Source organism: Ruegeria sp. BHSC029 (assembly GCF_059613085.1).
In genome coordinates, this window is sequence record NZ_JBXWRU010000001.1 from 360,159 (window position 1) to 374,459 (window position 14,301).

Below are 14,301 nucleotides of genomic sequence, written 5' to 3' on the forward strand. Positions count from 1 at the left end.
GCGCATTGAATGACCGGAATTTCGCTCAGAAGGGCTGTGGCAACCGATGCGGAGCCCATCCGCCGATGTATCGAAGCGGCCTATGCCGCAGCGCGCCAGTCCATTCCCGACCTGCCGGATGTGACCGAGGGGGTCGAGGAGGACATTCGCGACCGGAACGTCGTTGTGGCTGTGGATGAAACATCCCTGCAGGGTGTCGTGTTTTTTGGTTTCGAAAAAGAAACCGCGATGATCTTTAATCTGGCCGTTTCACCGGATGCGCAAGGGCGGGGCATTGCTCGTCGGCTGCTCAATTTCGTCGCGACAGAGGCTCGCGAAAACGGGGTTCGGAACATGCGCCTGACAACCCACCGCCTGATGGCGGACACCCGCGCGATGTACCGTCATCTTGGGTGGCAGGAGACCGGGCACGAGGGAAGCAAGGTCTATTTCAGCAAGCCAACCTGACGCCCCGTAAGGCCTGTTGCTGGTTCTGGATAGCGCGGAATATGTCGCTTTTCCCCCTATTGCGCCGGAATCCACATCTGGTGAAGTCGCGGCATCTTGTAACAAGCAATCCAATCTAAACTTTCACACGGGATCATCGCATGACAGAGGCAAGCACCCGACGCAGAGCGCGTGGTGGCGGAGGCGCCGCCCGCCGGGCCGAGCGTACCGCGGTTCGGATCGAAACGGCGAAGTATATCGAACGCAACATTCCGAACTTCGAGATCCTCAATGACGAAGCGTTGGAGATCATCGAGGCCAATGCGGAAACCGTGCTGGAGGAGGTCGGCGTCAATTTCGTCGACAACCCTGCGGCGCTGGAACGATGGCGCGATGCCGGGGCCGACATCGATGGTGAGCGCGTTCGCATTCCGCGAGGTCTGGCCCGCGAACTGATCAAGACCGCGCCCAAGGAATTCACGCAGCACGCGCGCAACCCCGAAAAATCGGTGGTAATCGGCGGGCGCAACCTTGTGCTGGCGCCGGTCTACGGACCGCCTTTCGTGCGGGACGCACAGGGTGGCCGCCGCTATGCCACGATGGACGATTTCAACAAGTTCGTGAAACTGGCCTACATGTCCAAGTGGCTGCACCACTCGGGCGGCACGGTCTGCGAACCGACGGACGTTCCGGTGAACAAGCGGCACCTCGACATGCTGATGGCGCATATGACGCTGTCGGACAAACCCTTCATGGGGTCGGTAACCGATCCCAGCCGGGCGCAGGATTCGGTCGAGATGTGCGAAATCCTGTTCGGCAAGGAGTTCGTGCAGGAAAACACCGTGATGACCTCGCTCACCAACATCAACTCGCCGATGACGTTCGACGACGTGATGATGGGGTCGCTGGAAGTCTATGCGCGCAACAATCAGGCCTGCATCATCTCGCCCTTCATCGTGGGCGGTGCGATGGCCCCGGTTTCGGTTGCTGGTACTCTGACGCAGGTGCTGGCCGAGGTGCTGGCCGGCATCGCCTACAGCCAGATCATCCGCCCGGGTGCACCGGCCATTTTTGGCGCATTCGTGTCGTCGATCGACATGAACTCTGGTGCACCGACTTTCGGCACGCCCGAAGCCGCGCACATCACCTATGGCGCCGGTCAGTTGGCGCGCCGTTTGGGTGTTCCATACCGCTCGGCCGGGTCGTTCTGCGGGTCCAAGCTTCCGGACGCGCAGGCGGCTTACGAGACTGCGAATTCGCTGAACATGGGTCTGCTGTCAGGCGTCAACTTCATGCTGCACGCCTGTGGCTGGCTCGAAGGCGGTCTGGTTGCGGATTTCGAAAAATTCGTCATGGATGCCGATCAGTTGGGAGCGCTTCATGCGTTGGCCAAAGGGGTGGCCTATGATGAAAACGCGCAGGCCATGGACGCGATTCGTGAGGTGGGGCCGGGTGGTCACTATCTTGGTTGTGCGCACACCCAGGCCAATTTCCAAAGCGCCTTCTGGAAAACCGACCTGCTGGACTACAAGCCCTTTGAAACATGGGAAGAAGAGGGTGCACGGGACACACGCATGCTTGCCTCGGCCCGGGTCGAGCACCTGCTGGCCAACTACCAGCAACCGCAACTCGACCCGGAAAAACTGGCGGCGCTAACCGCCTATGTCGAGGAAAAGAAAGCGTCCATGCCCGACGCCTTCACTTGACGACATGAAGTTCCGGGGCGCGGCTGGCTTGATGCAGTCGCGCCTCACCAATCAGAGCGATCAGTAGGTCCAGGTGGCGCACCAGCGAATACGCGGCGTCGCCCGAGCGTCTTTGGTCGTCGACGCTCCGCTCCATCTCCAACAGTCGCATCAAGGCCGCTCCGGTTCCCGGTAGCGCGCCATAGCCGAACAGGCGCTGCAAGTGGCGGTCACGGTCGTATTCCTGTGCTCCGACCTTGGCTGCCCGAGACAGCAGCCGCGGGCGGCGGAGGGCGGTGATCATAGTCATCAGGTCCTGCATTTCGGCGTTCCTCTGTTCAATTTTGCCTGCAGCAATGTGGCACAACCCAAGCGGGTGTTGCCGTGATTGGGCTCGCGCCGAACGATGGTTTCACGACTGTTTATCTTTTAGAATCAATTCTGGTCAGAGCCGTTGGAGGTTAACGAACGAGTAACGAAAGCAACTCTAGGTAGATTTGGTTAACACTTTATCCGACGGCGGACAGTGGCAGTTTGATTGTCGACGAGGGCGAATAACAATGGAAAACAGCACCGCATTCACCGTTCCAGCTTGGGTTCCCGAAGGGGCGCAGCGATACCTGGCCCATACCGAGGCGGGACGGTCGATCCGGGATCTGGCGCGGTCGGCCGGGTGTCACGCGTCAACCATTCTGCGACAGATCCGAAGGATCGAAATGCGCCGCGACGATCCCTTGGTGGATAAAGCACTGCAGTCACTTGCCGAAACACACTTTCCCGGTGCGGGGAATGAAGTCGCCTCTGGTCCCTTGTTTAGCGTCGGCGATGATCCTCATCGCATTCCCAATGCCGAAGACGAGGCGTTCGAGCGCGAGGCTTTGCGGGTGCTGCGGCGCCTTTGCGAAACGGGTGCGGTTCTGGCCGTGGCCGAGGACATGGAAAAGGCGGTCGTTGTCCGCGACAGCGGCGAGGGCGGTACAACTCGGACCGCCGTTGTTGATTGCAAGACCGCTCAGGCTCTGGCTCTGAAGGACTGGATCGTTTGTGACAATGCGGGGCGTGTGTCGCGTTACCGGATCACGCAAATGGGCCGAACCGCATTAAGCCAGTTGATTGCCGATGCCGAAAACCGCGCGCGGACACAGACTGAATATGGCATGGCCGAGGCACCGGCGAAGTTCAAAACGCGCAGTCAAGCCGACGAGAAGCGTCCACGGCGCATCCGTTATTGCGCAGCGGAGAGCCCCCTGATTGCCTTGTCGCGCCGGCGCGACCGGGATGGAAAGCCGTTTCTGGACGAAAGCCTGGTGCGCGCCGGAGAGCGACTGCGCGAGGATTTCGAGCTGGCCCAGATCGGACCGCGGGTCACGCAGAACTGGGACCGGTTCCTTACCGCTGGCGGTCGTGCGGGTTTCGAAGGCGATGCTCAGGTTGCGCGCGGGTCGTCCGAGGCGCGTGATCGCGTGGCTCGGGCCTTGTCGGATCTGGGTCCGGGTTTGAGCGACGTTGCGCTGCGGTGTTGTTGCTATCTGGAAGGCCTGGAACTGGCCGAGAAACGGATGGGCTGGTCAGCACGTTCTGGGAAGATCGTGCTGCGCATTGCGTTGCAGCGCCTCAAGCGCCATTACGAGAAGCAAGCAGAGTGTGACAGATTGATCGGTTGATCCAACTTGAGTCCGATTGGCCGGAGTTGCGGAAAACGCAACAGGTGATAATCAAGGGTTATGAATTTTACCCTCAGACAGCTGCAATACTTCCGCGCCGTGGCCGAGCAGCGCAACTTTGGCCGGGCCGCTCAGGTGTGTCATGTGTCTCAACCGGCACTATCGGTGCAGATACGGGCTTTGGAAGACATCATGGGCGGGCCGCTATTTGAAAGGCGCGCCCGAGATGTTCTGCTGACACCGTTGGGGCGCGACGCGCTTGAGCACGCACGGCGCATTTTGGGCGCGGCCGAACGGTTGGATCGGTTTGCGCGTGACAACTCCACCGGGCATCGCAGCCTGTCGGTCGGCTTGATCCCGACGGTCGCACCGTATCTGCTGCCGGGTGTCTTGGCTGGTCTGCGGTCGGCGGATGTGTCCCTGCGCGTACAGGTACGCGAGGCACGCACCGAGCGGTTGCTGTCGATGCTGAAAGCGGGCGAGATCGACGCCGCCGTGCTGGCCCTGCCGGTGGGCGCGCGCGGCCTGGATGAGTTGCCCCTGTTCGAGGACCGTTTTCTGCTGGCTGGCAGCGAGACGCGCCTGAACAGCCTGACCGTCAGCCCCGACGCTCTGCGTCCGATCGACCTGAACGCGGCCCAACTGATGCTGCTGGAAGACGGGCACTGCCTGACGGATCAGGCACTTGAGGTGTGCGGGCAGGACCGGACCAGCGCCCATATCAACATGGGCGCGTCGTCTTTGGCCACGCTGTCGCGGTTGGTGGCGGAGGGGTTCGGCCTGACCTTGATTCCGGAATTGGCGGCGCGTTCCGAGGCCGATGCCGTGCCGGGGCTGAAACTGCTGCGGTTCGGCGCCCCGGAGCCCGCGCGGCAGATCGGCCTTGTGCGGCGCGATTCGTCGGATGGGGCGGTGTGGTTCGATCAACTGGCCCAGGTGATCCGGCAGGTCGGCGAAAACATCGTTTCAGAAACTCGGAACTGAAAAGGGCCCGCGCGCGGCGAGCCCTTCGAGTGGAGGCGGGTTGACGGCTCAGGCCATTTCGGGCTGTTGCGCTTCTTCCAAGTGCTTCATCAGGTTTTCGGGCGACGAAACGCCATAGGGGTCCTCGGGGCAGTTGTCCATCAGGCCGGGCTCTTCGAACCACGCCTCGACCACACCGTCGTTGATGATGGCTGCATAGCGCCACGAGCGCATACCAAATCCCAGATTGGACTTGTCGACCAGCATACCCATCTTGCGAGTGAACTCACCCGACCCGTCGGGGATGACCTTGACGTTCTTCAGCCCTTGATCCTGCGCCCATTTGTTCATGACAAAGCTGTCATTGACCGACATGCAGTAGATCTCGTCGACGCCCTTGGCCTTGAACGCCTCGTAGTTGTCCTCGAACCCCGGCAGTTGGTAGGTCGAGCAGGTGGGCGTGAATGCACCGGGCAGCGAGAACAGGATGACCCGCTTGCCTGCGAAGTAGTCGGTCGTGGTCTTGTCTTCCCAGCGGAACGGGTTGGGCCCTTCGATCGAGTCGTCGCGCACGCGGGTGTGGAATGTCACGTCGGGCAGCTTGGCGCCGGTTTTCATGGGGCATCTCCTGTGATTCACATTTGTTCGGCCCGTGGGTTAAAACGATTCCAAACCGGCTTCAACACGGGATGTGCTGCGTTTGCGAATATCCTCTTATCTATAGAAATCATGTAGAAATTTGCGTTGATCTCCTAGAAAATCGCCCTCCTATTTTGCATCTGCGAAACGCTGACGCATGGCTGCTATGCACGGCTGGCGTAATACATCCGACCGGTTTATGTTATTCACCAACCAAATTGACCCAAAGTCAGGAAACCGGCCCCGTGCGCGATCTGAAAATCCCTGAACAACGTCACCCGGAAAAGGCGCATAAGCCCGACAATGCGCAGCCGAAAAAGCCCAACTGGATCCGGGTGAAAGCGCCCGGCGGCAAAGGCTATGCCGACACGCGCCGGATCATGCGCGACAACAACCTGGTCACCGTCTGCGAAGAGGCCGGCTGCCCGAATGTGGGCGAATGCTGGAGCCAGGGCCACGCGACCATGATGATCATGGGCGAGATCTGCACCCGCGGCTGCACCTTCTGCAACATCGCCACCGGTCGCCCCGATGCGTTGGATGCGTTCGAACCGGGCCGGGTGGCCCATGCGGTGGAAAAGCTGGGCCTGAACCATGTCGTCATCACCTCGGTCGACCGTGACGACCTGGCTGATGGCGGGGCCGAGCATTTCGCTCAGACTATCCGCGCGGTGCGTCACCGCTCGCCCAAGACCACGATCGAGATTCTGACCCCGGATTTCCTGAAATGCGATCCGTCGGTTCTGGAAACCGTGGTCGCGGCCAAGCCGGACGTGTTCAACCACAATCTTGAAACCGTGCCGGGCCTGTACCCCGAGGTGCGCCCGGGCGCGCGCTATTTCCACTCGCTGCGTCTGCTGCAGAGGGTCAAGGAACTGGACCCGTCGATCTTCACCAAGTCGGGTATCATGGTCGGACTGGGCGAGAACGAACAGCAGGTGCGCCAGGTCATGGACGACATGCGCGCCGCCGATATCGATTTCCTGACCATCGGCCAGTATCTGCAGCCCACGCCGAAACACCATCGCGTGGACCGCTTTGTCACGCCCGAAGAGTTCGCGGCCTATGAAAAAGCCGCCTATGGCAAAGGGTTCCTGATGGTTTCGGCCACGCCGCTGACCCGCTCGTCGTACCATGCGGGCGATGATTTCGCGCGCCTGCGAGCAGCGCGACAGAAAAAGCTGGGGCAGGCGTGACGCCCGAACGGCTCGCGCAACTGACTGCGCTGCGCCACGCTTTGCACCAACGCCCCGAGGTTTCGGGTGAAGAGGCTGAAACGGCGGCATTCATAGCCGAGCAATTGCGCGGTGTGACCGGCCGGGTTCTGACCGGGATCGGTGGGTACGGGGTCGCGGCCGTGTTCGACTCGGGCCAGCCGGGGCCCACCGTGGGCATTCGCTGTGAACTGGACGCGCTGCCGATTCTGGAGATGCCGGGCAAACCCTGGTACTCGCAGGTTCCGGGCAAGGGCCATCTGTGCGGGCATGACGGCCATATGGCCATGGTTCTGGGCGTCGCGCAGGACCTGGCGCAAACGCCCGTAACACGCGGTCGGGTCGTGCTGATCTTCCAGCCCGCCGAAGAGACCGGACAGGGCGCGCGCGACTTTCGGAACGACCCGCAATACGCTGAAATGCAGCCGGATTTCCTGTTCTCCCTGCATAACCTGCCGGGGCTGGACCTGGGAGCGGTCGAGCTGTGCTCTGGCCCGGCCAATTGCGCCTCGCGCGGGATGCGGGTGCGGCTGACGGGCAAGACCTCGCACGCGGCGGCTCCGCAGGACGGCCTGTCGCCGGCCTCGGCCATGGCGCAGTTGATGCCGGCCCTGACCGCCTTGGGGCCGGGCGGAGAGCTGACCGAGGATTACGCACTGACCACCGTCACCCACGCCCAACTGGGGGCCCCGACATTCGGGGTGGCGCCCGGCGAGGCCGAGATATGGGTCACGCTGCGCACCGTCTCGGACGTGCGCATGGCGCAACTGGTCGATCGGGCCGAGGCGCTGGTCCGCAATGCCGCCGCCGACGAGGGTCTGGGTGTCGAGATCACCTATGACGACGTTTTTGACGCCTGCGTCAACCACCCGGAGGCCGTGCAGATCCTGGCTCATGCCTGCGCCCAGGCCGGGGTGCAACCTCGCCTGACCACCGGGCCGCAACGGTTCTCGGAGGATTTCGGGCAGTTCGCCAAAGGGTCGAAAACGGCCATGTTCTGGCTGGGGTCCGGGGCTGACCATCCGCAACTGCACAACCCCGACTATGATTTCCCCGATGCGCTGATCCCTGTCGGCGCGGGTATCTTTCTTGCGGCAATCCGTCAGGTTCTGGACGCGCCGGTCACGGTCTGAGCTTGCGCGGCTGGCTGGTTGCCCATTCGGGCCACCAGCCCATGTATTCAACACCGGCAATCACCAGACACAGCACGATCAGGCCCAGCACCAGCTTGACCCGCTGGTCCGAGGGCGGATTGCGCGCCCATCGGGACATTCGCAGAAGGTGGCGCAGGATCATGGGGCCTCGAATCCGCGGCGGGATCAGTCGTCGGTAAAGCGGACCTTGCCGATGAAGGGCAGGTTGCGGTTGCGTTGGGCATAGTCGATGCCATAGCCCACGACGAATTCGTCCGGGATTTCAAAGCCGATCCAATCGGCGCGGAAATCGACCTCGCGGCGGCTGGGTTTGTCCAGCAAGGCAATCGACTTGAGCCGTTTCGGCTGGCGGCTGCGCAGCAGGTTGGTGACGTGGTTCAGCGTGTGCCCCGTGTCGACGATATCTTCGACCACCAGTACGTCGCGCCCTTCAATTGCGCCGCGCAAGTCCTTGAGAATGCGAACTTCCCGGCTGCTTTCCATTGAATCGCCATACGAGGACGCCTCGAGGAAGTCGACCTCGATCGGAAGGTCCAGTTCGCGCACCAGATCGGCGATGAAGACGAAGCTGCCGCGCAGCAGGCCTACGACCACCAGCTTGTCGGTATCGCCGAATTCGCGGGTGATTTCGCGGCACAATTCCTCGATCCGCGCCGCGATGGCCTTGGCCGAGATCATCTCATCTATCACATATGCGCGCTGGCTCATGGCTGCCCCCTTGATCTTTGGCGCGCAACATACGACATGACGCGCCATTGTCACGTTTCAAATGCCCAGGTTGCCATGCCCACTCATTCGGAAACCCGCCACCTCCCATACAGCGCGCAGCAGATGTATGATCTGGTTGCGGAAGTGGCGAAATACCCGGAGTTTCTGCCCTGGTGCGCGGCCGCGCGGATCCGGCGGACCTATGCGGCGGGCGAGGCGCAGGTGATGGAGGCCGATCTGGTGATCTCGTTCAAAGTGTTCCGCGAACGGTTCGGCAGCCGGGTGACGCTGTACCCCGAGCAGAAGAAGATCGACACCGAATACCTGGACGGTCCATTCAAATACATGAAATCCGACTGGCATTTCGAAGACGCCCCCGAGGGCGGCTGCAACGTATCCTTCCACGTGGATTTCGAGTTCAAGAACGCCGTGTTGCAGGGCATCATCGGCGTGGTCTTCAACGAGGCGATGCACCGGATCGTGCGCGCCTTCGAGCAGCGCGCGGTCAGCCTCTACGGCTGAGGGTTTACCCGGCGCGGGTGCACGTTAGACTGCGCCGCATGACTGAATTCACACGCACTCTTTCCGAATTCGCCGCAGGGCCGATCAAGACAACCGCGCAGGCGCGGATCGTCACGTCTCTGTCCGCGCTCGACTGGCTGGCGGTCGGGCGCGCAGGGGTCAATGAGCCGGTCTCGCGCATCCTGCGAAGGATGGTGCTGGACGAAGGCGGGGCCAGACAGGCCACCCTGTTCGGCGGCGGGGCCGCGCCAATGCGCGCTGCGGCTTTGGTCAACGGCACGGTGTCGCATGCGCTGGACTATGACGACACGCATTTCGCCCATATCGGCCACCCCTCGGTGGCGGTGTTTCCGGCCGCGTTGGCCGTGGCCGAGTGGCAGGACCAGCCCATCGTCGATTTGCTCGAGGCGGCATTGGTGGGGATGGAACTGTCCGTCCGTGTCGGCCTGTGGCTGGGGCGGGGACACTATCAGGTGGGGTTCCACCAGACCGCAACGGCTGGCGCGTTCGGAGCGGCCGTGGCGGCCGCCCGCCTGCTGGGATGCGATCCGGCGGCCATGCGCCGGGTTCTGGGGCTGACCGCGACCCGGGCGGCGGGCCTCAAGGCGCAGTTTGGCACCATGGGCAAGCCCTACAATGCGGGGCAGGCGGCTTCGGTCGGGGTCGAGGCCGCGCTGCTGGTGCAGCGGGGGTTCGTTCCCAATCCCGACGCCCTGACCGGGCCGTTCGGGTTTGGCGCGACGCATCACGGTGCCGATGACACAGCCACAGCGCTGTCGGGGCTTGGGGATGAGTGGCTGTTCGAAAGCGTCAGCCACAAGTTCCACGCTTGCTGCCACGGGCTGCACGCCGCGCTCGAGGCGGCGCGGGATCTGGACATCGCCGAACCCGAGGTGGCCGAGATCAAAATCCGCACCCATCCGCGTTGGATGAGCGTCTGCAATCAGACCGCTCCGACAACCGGGCTGGGCGCCAAGTTTTCCTATCGGACGGTGATCGCCATGCAGGCGCTGGGATACGAAACGGCCCTGCCTGAAAGCTACACGGACAAGGTCTGCGCCGATCCGCGCCTGCAATCGCTGCGCGACCGGATCACGGTCGAAGCGGACGAAACGCTGTCCGAGACCGAGGCCCGCGTGGCGCTGCTGCGGCGGGACGGAGTACGGCGCGAGGCGACCCACGATTTGGCCGCACCGATAGCCTTGTCCGACCGCGAGGATCGCGTGCGCGGCAAGGCCGCCAAGCTGATCGGCGCGGACGAGGCCGATGCGATCTGGTCGATGCTGCGCACCGGCGGGCGCGCAGCGGATCTGGCAAAACGACTGGTTGATTAGACCACGCGCCAGTGAAGCGGGAAGCCGGGGTCGAACACGGTGACCGGGCCATCGCGTGTTTCGATCTTGTCGGGGTAGCTGACCGGTTCGCCCTTCTGCAGGGTGATGGTCTGATCGTTGACGGGCAGCCGATAGAACCTTGGCCCGTTGACCGAGGTGAACCCTTCCAGCTTGTCCAGCGCACCCGCGCGGTCAAAGACCTCGGCCACCAGCGACATGGTGTTGGTCGCGGTGAAACATCCCGCGCAGCCGCAGGCCATTTCCTTGTTGGCATCCGTATGCGGGGCGCTGTCAGTCCCCAGAAAGAACCGTTCGTCGCCCGAAGTCGCGGCGTCAACCAGTGCCGTGCGGTGCTCTTCGCGTTTGGCAACGGGCAGGCAGTAGTAGTGAGGCTTGATCCCGCCCACGAGGATGTGGTTGCGGTTGATGATCAGGTGATGTGCGGTGATCGTTGCGCCCAGGTCAGTTTCGTTCGCGCGCACATACTCCACGCCGTCGACGGTGGTGATATGCTCCATCACCACGCGCAGGCCCGGCGTGGCCTTGCGGATCGGGTCCAGAACGCGGTCGATGAACACCGCCTCGCGGTCGAAGATGTCGATCTCGGCATCGGTGACCTCGCCGTGCACGCAGAGCGGCAGGCCGATCTCGGCCATCCGGTCCAACACGGGGCGCACCTTGTCGAAATCCCGCACGCCCGAGGCCGAGTTGGTCGTGGCCCCCGCCGGGTACAGCTTGACCGCCTTGACCAGACCGCTTGCGTGGGCCGCGGCCATGTCGTCGGGGTCGGTATCCTCGGTCAGGTACAGGGTCATCAACGGCTCAAAGCTCATGCCTTCGGGCAGGGCGGCCAGGATACGGTCGCGATAGGACGCGGCCTGAGCGCCGGTTACCACCGGGGGCACAAGGTTGGGCATGATGATGGCCCGCGCGAAATGGCGGGCGGTTTCGGGCAGGACGGCCTGCAGCATGGCGCCATCGCGCAGATGCAGGTGCCAGTCATCGGGGCGGCGGAGCGTCAGAGTATCGGTCATGGCGCCGGGCTAGCACAGGCAGGCCGCACGTGAAAGTGACAACAAACCTTGCCAGGCGACCAGATTGCCGCAAGTCCCGGAAAGATCACGGTCTTGACGCGCAGCGGCAGCCATGACCTGTTGTGCCAAGGGAGATTGAGACACATGAGCCAGCCAAATTCCATCGACGCCGTTCAGAAGATGCTGGGCGAACAGGGCTATGTCTGCGGTCGCGCCCTGGCCACCGTGGTGTTCCTGTCGCTGAGACTGGGCCGGCCGCTGTTTCTGGAAGGTGAAGCGGGCGTCGGAAAGACCGAGATCGCCAAGGCCCTGGCCTCTGGACTTGGCCGCCGCCTGATCCGGCTGCAATGCTATGAGGGGCTCGATGCGTCCTCGGCCGTCTATGAATGGAACTTTCCCGCGCAGATGGTGGCCATCCGCACCGCCGAGGCGGTCGGCGGGTCCGACCGGAAGGGTCTGCAGGAGGAACTGTTCAGTGGCGACTATCTGATCCGCCGCCCATTGCTCGAGGCGATGGAGCCCGACCCGGCTGGCCCGCCGGTGCTGCTGATCGACGAGTTGGACCGCACCGACGAACCGTTCGAGGCCTTCCTGCTGGAGGCACTGAGCGATTTCCAGGTGACAATCCCCGAGATCGGCACGATCAAGGCGCCCGAACCGCCCATCGTCATCGTCACGTCGAACCGCACGCGCGAGGTACATGACGCGCTCAAGCGCCGCTGCCTGTACCACTGGGTCGACTACCCCGATTTCGACCGCGAGCTGGAGATCCTGCACGCCCGCGCGCCCGAGGCCGCCGAGGCGCTGAGCCGTGAAGTGGTGGCCTTTGTCCAGCATCTGCGCACCGAGGACCTGTTCAAGAAACCCGGCGTGGCCGAAACCATCGACTGGGCGAAATGCCTGCTGGCGCTGGACGTGATCAACCTCAGCCCCGAGGTGATCGGCGACACGTTGGGCGCGATCCTGAAATACCAGGACGACATCCAGAAACTGCAGGGCTCTGAGGCCAAGCGCATTCTGGATCAGGCCAAAGCCACGCTCGAACCGGTCTGATGTCGTCGCGGCGCCAAAACACTCCGGGGGCCTAGCGATGGCCGAACAGCTTCCGCTGGATATCCCGGCCGATCCGAAACTGGCGCAGAACATCACCCATTTCGCGCGCGCCTTGCGCAAGGCCGGGCTGCCGATCGGCCCCGGCCGCGTGGTCGATGCCATCCGCGCGGTGCAGGCGGCGGGCTTTACCCACAAGCAGGATTTCTATTGGACCCTGCACGCCTGTTTCGTGAACCGGCCCGAGCATCGCACCGTGTTTGCCCAGATCTTCCGCCTGTACTGGCGCGACCCGCGGTATCTTGAGCACATGATGTCGATGATGCTGCCGGCCATTCGTGGCGTTCAGGAGGAACGCATGGCCGAAGCGGGCGAAAAACGCGCGGCCGAGGCCCTGCTGGATGGTGTCGAACGGGACGAGCCCAAGGGCGTCGAGCAAGATGGCGAAAGCGAAATCGAGATTGACGCCACGCAGACCGCCTCGTCCGAGGAACGGCTGCGGTCGCTGGATTTCGAACAGATGAGCACCGCGGAAACCGCGCAGGCCAAGCGGATTCTGGCGCGGCTGAAATTGCCTGTGGACCCGATCGCCTCGCGCCGGGGGCAGGCCAGCCATCTGGGCCAGCGGATCGACCGGGCGCGCACCTTGCGCGCGGCCATGCGTCAGGGCGGCGAGATGCACCAGATCGCACTGGTCAAACCGAAACCGCGCTGGCCCAACTTGATCGCGCTGTGTGACATCTCGGGGTCGATGAGCCAGTACAGCCGGATCATCCTGCACTTTCTGCACACGGTCTCGAACGCCAAGGGGGCTGGCTGGGCCAAGGTGCATGCGTTCACCTTCGGCACGCGGCTGACGAACATCACGCGGCACCTGCATCAGCGCGACGTCGATGCGGCGCTGGCCGCCGCCGGGGCCGAGGCGCAGGATTGGGAGGGCGGCACGCGCATCGGCGAATGCCTGCACCAGTTCAACCGCGACTGGTCGCGCCGGGTGATGGGGCAGGGGGCCGTCGTGCTGCTGATCACCGACGGGCTGGAGCGGGGTGACCCTGATCTGCTGGAAAAAGAGATCGAACGCCTGCACTTGTCAGCCCGGCGGCTGATCTGGCTGAACCCGCTGCTGCGCTGGGACGGGTTCGCGCCAAAGGCGCAGGGCGTCGCCACCATGCTGCCGCATGTGGACAGCTTCCGTGCCGGTCATTCGATTGCATCGCTTGAGGATCTGGCCGCCGTGATTTCACGACCCGACGACCAGGGAGAGAAAGCGCGGTTGTTGGCCGCGCTTTCAGGCTAACGTTACTGCAGTTGCTTTTCGTTGCACTCGCGCGCCATTTCCATGGCCTTGTAGGTGCCGGTCAGATCGACGGTGAAGCCAAAGGACTTCTCGGGAAACACCGCCATGACCCTTTGCTTGGCCAGGTCGTCGGCGAATTGCGGGTCGTCCGACAGGACATAGCCGCCCGAATACCCCTTGGTGATGTTGCCCTTCATGCCGGTCGCCTCGCCGACATACAGGTTGTCGCCCAACAGGATCGCGACGGCCTCCTTGTCTCCGCGCTTGATGTCGGTTTCCGCCTTGGTAAACACACCGACATATCCAACGCTGCGGTCTTCGGTCAGACCCATCTGCACCACGTTCTCGGCATCATCGACCGCTTCGATCAGGCATGACTTTTTGTCCTTGTCGACAAAGACCTTCCAGCCCTCGACCTCTCCGTAGCGTTCGAAAGTGTCGGCCCAGGCGCTGCCTGCAATCAATGCCGCTGCGCCGATGGTTAGTGTAAATATCTGTTTCAAGACATTGTCTCCTTTACGAAATCTCTTGCGTCAATTCGGCCGCAAGTCGGGCCTGACCGCAGGCTAGTCGGCGTCCGAAAAACAATCAAATGTTTGATTGTCTGGCGC

16 protein-coding genes are annotated in these 14,301 nt (G+C 62.9%); 10 read left to right on the forward strand and 6 right to left on the reverse strand.

Going from position 1 to position 14,301, the window contains the following annotated elements; translation table 11 throughout:
* Positions 1–9: 9 nt before the first annotated feature.
* Positions 10–447, forward strand: a complete 438-nt coding sequence (locus AC2FML_RS01670) for a GNAT family N-acetyltransferase (RefSeq protein WP_496781707.1) — start codon at positions 10–12, stop codon at positions 445–447.
* Between the two features lie 140 nt (positions 448–587).
* On the forward strand, positions 588–2,132 hold the full coding sequence (locus tag AC2FML_RS01675) for a trimethylamine methyltransferase family protein (RefSeq protein ID WP_170357634.1): 1,545 nt from the start codon (positions 588–590) through the stop codon (positions 2,130–2,132).
* On the opposite strand, the gene AC2FML_RS01680 is transcribed toward AC2FML_RS01675, so the two are convergent.
* A complete protein-coding gene (locus AC2FML_RS01680) occupies positions 2,125–2,433 on the reverse strand; it encodes a DUF6477 family protein (protein ID WP_093961906.1) in 309 nt (102 codons plus the stop codon). The two genes, AC2FML_RS01675 and AC2FML_RS01680, sit on opposite strands and share 8 nt — an antisense overlap.
* A gap of 238 nt (positions 2,434–2,671) precedes the next feature.
* Between AC2FML_RS01680 and AC2FML_RS01685 the strand changes: the two genes are divergently transcribed.
* A complete protein-coding gene (locus AC2FML_RS01685) occupies positions 2,672–3,775 on the forward strand; it encodes a DUF6456 domain-containing protein (RefSeq protein ID WP_496781709.1) in 1,104 nt (367 codons plus the stop codon).
* 60 nt (positions 3,776–3,835) lie between these two features.
* On the forward strand, positions 3,836–4,759 hold the full coding sequence (locus AC2FML_RS01690; protein WP_480635928.1) for a LysR substrate-binding domain-containing protein: 924 nt from the start codon (positions 3,836–3,838) through the stop codon (positions 4,757–4,759).
* Positions 4,760–4,807: 48 nt separating this feature from the next.
* On the opposite strand, the gene AC2FML_RS01695 is transcribed toward AC2FML_RS01690, so the two are convergent.
* Positions 4,808–5,356 carry a peroxiredoxin gene (locus AC2FML_RS01695; RefSeq protein WP_170357637.1) on the reverse strand — a complete coding sequence of 183 codons (549 nt, stop codon included), beginning with the start codon at positions 5,354–5,356 and terminating at the stop codon, positions 4,808–4,810.
* Between the two features lie 266 nt (positions 5,357–5,622).
* Between AC2FML_RS01695 and lipA the strand changes: the two genes are divergently transcribed.
* Both lipA and AC2FML_RS01705 read left to right on the forward strand, forming a co-directional pair.
* Positions 5,623–6,573: a lipoyl synthase gene (gene lipA / locus AC2FML_RS01700; RefSeq protein WP_005983549.1), complete on the forward strand. Its 951-nt coding sequence runs from the start codon at positions 5,623–5,625 to the stop codon at positions 6,571–6,573.
* Positions 6,570–7,724: an amidohydrolase gene (locus AC2FML_RS01705; RefSeq protein WP_496781711.1), complete on the forward strand. Its 1,155-nt coding sequence runs from the start codon at positions 6,570–6,572 to the stop codon at positions 7,722–7,724. Before lipA ends, AC2FML_RS01705 begins: the two co-directional genes overlap by 4 nt.
* Here AC2FML_RS01705 and AC2FML_RS01710 read toward each other — a convergent pair.
* Both AC2FML_RS01710 and hpt read right to left on the reverse strand, forming a co-directional pair.
* Positions 7,714–7,887 carry a hypothetical protein gene (locus AC2FML_RS01710; protein ID WP_005983545.1) on the reverse strand — a complete coding sequence of 58 codons (174 nt, stop codon included), beginning with the start codon at positions 7,885–7,887 and terminating at the stop codon, positions 7,714–7,716. The two genes, AC2FML_RS01705 and AC2FML_RS01710, sit on opposite strands and share 11 nt — an antisense overlap.
* A gap of 23 nt (positions 7,888–7,910) precedes the next feature.
* Positions 7,911–8,453: a hypoxanthine phosphoribosyltransferase gene (gene hpt, locus AC2FML_RS01715; protein ID WP_496781713.1), complete on the reverse strand. Its 543-nt coding sequence runs from the start codon at positions 8,451–8,453 to the stop codon at positions 7,911–7,913.
* A 75-nt stretch (positions 8,454–8,528) separates the two neighbouring features.
* Here hpt and AC2FML_RS01720 point away from each other — a divergent pair, with 75 nt between their 5' ends.
* Positions 8,529–8,975 (forward strand): type II toxin-antitoxin system RatA family toxin, encoded by a 447-nt coding sequence (locus AC2FML_RS01720; protein ID WP_170445678.1) that lies wholly within the window; start codon positions 8,529–8,531, stop codon positions 8,973–8,975.
* 38 nt (positions 8,976–9,013) lie between these two features.
* Positions 9,014–10,309, forward strand: coding sequence for an MmgE/PrpD family protein (locus AC2FML_RS01725; protein ID WP_496781715.1), 1,296 nt, complete (start codon positions 9,014–9,016; stop codon positions 10,307–10,309).
* Here AC2FML_RS01725 and pyrC read toward each other — a convergent pair.
* A complete protein-coding gene (gene pyrC / locus AC2FML_RS01730) occupies positions 10,306–11,343 on the reverse strand; it encodes a dihydroorotase (protein WP_480753146.1) in 1,038 nt (345 codons plus the stop codon). The two genes, AC2FML_RS01725 and pyrC, sit on opposite strands and share 4 nt — an antisense overlap.
* 144 nt (positions 11,344–11,487) lie before the next feature.
* Between pyrC and AC2FML_RS01735 the strand changes: the two genes are divergently transcribed.
* Positions 11,488–12,396: an AAA family ATPase gene (locus tag AC2FML_RS01735; protein ID WP_170523956.1), complete on the forward strand. Its 909-nt coding sequence runs from the start codon at positions 11,488–11,490 to the stop codon at positions 12,394–12,396.
* 37 nt (positions 12,397–12,433) lie between these two features.
* Entirely contained in the window at positions 12,434–13,690 is a 1,257-nt protein-coding gene (locus AC2FML_RS01740) for a vWA domain-containing protein (RefSeq protein WP_496781717.1), read from the forward strand.
* A 2-nt stretch (positions 13,691–13,692) separates the two neighbouring features.
* On the opposite strand, the gene AC2FML_RS01745 is transcribed toward AC2FML_RS01740, so the two are convergent.
* The gene (locus AC2FML_RS01745; RefSeq protein WP_496781719.1) at positions 13,693–14,193 is read right to left on the reverse strand and encodes a hypothetical protein; all 501 of its coding nucleotides are present in this window, start codon (positions 14,191–14,193) and stop codon (positions 13,693–13,695) included.
* Between the last annotated feature and the right edge of the window lie 108 nt (positions 14,194–14,301).

What these genes read in the sequence shown, in the direction of transcription:
- AC2FML_RS01670 (WP_496781707.1), top strand. Translation starts at nt 10, where the DNA reads ATGACCGGAATTTCGCTCAGAAGGGCTGTGGCAACCGATGCGGAGCCC.
- AC2FML_RS01675 (WP_170357634.1), top strand. Translation starts at nt 588, where the DNA reads ATGACAGAGGCAAGCACCCGACGCAGAGCGCGTGGTGGCGGAGGCGCC.
- AC2FML_RS01680 (WP_093961906.1), bottom strand. Translation starts at nt 2,433, where the DNA reads ATGCAGGACCTGATGACTATGATCACCGCCCTCCGCCGCCCGCGGCTG.
- AC2FML_RS01685 (WP_496781709.1), top strand. Translation starts at nt 2,672, where the DNA reads ATGGAAAACAGCACCGCATTCACCGTTCCAGCTTGGGTTCCCGAAGGG.
- AC2FML_RS01690 (WP_480635928.1), top strand. Translation starts at nt 3,836, where the DNA reads ATGAATTTTACCCTCAGACAGCTGCAATACTTCCGCGCCGTGGCCGAG.
- AC2FML_RS01695 (WP_170357637.1), bottom strand. Translation starts at nt 5,356, where the DNA reads ATGAAAACCGGCGCCAAGCTGCCCGACGTGACATTCCACACCCGCGTG.
- AC2FML_RS01710 (WP_005983545.1), bottom strand. Translation starts at nt 7,887, where the DNA reads ATGATCCTGCGCCACCTTCTGCGAATGTCCCGATGGGCGCGCAATCCG.
- hpt (WP_496781713.1), bottom strand. Translation starts at nt 8,453, where the DNA reads ATGAGCCAGCGCGCATATGTGATAGATGAGATGATCTCGGCCAAGGCC.
- AC2FML_RS01720 (WP_170445678.1), top strand. Translation starts at nt 8,529, where the DNA reads ATGCCCACTCATTCGGAAACCCGCCACCTCCCATACAGCGCGCAGCAG.
- AC2FML_RS01725 (WP_496781715.1), top strand. Translation starts at nt 9,014, where the DNA reads ATGACTGAATTCACACGCACTCTTTCCGAATTCGCCGCAGGGCCGATC.
- pyrC (WP_480753146.1), bottom strand. Translation starts at nt 11,343, where the DNA reads ATGACCGATACTCTGACGCTCCGCCGCCCCGATGACTGGCACCTGCAT.
- AC2FML_RS01735 (WP_170523956.1), top strand. Translation starts at nt 11,488, where the DNA reads ATGAGCCAGCCAAATTCCATCGACGCCGTTCAGAAGATGCTGGGCGAA.
- AC2FML_RS01740 (WP_496781717.1), top strand. Translation starts at nt 12,434, where the DNA reads ATGGCCGAACAGCTTCCGCTGGATATCCCGGCCGATCCGAAACTGGCG.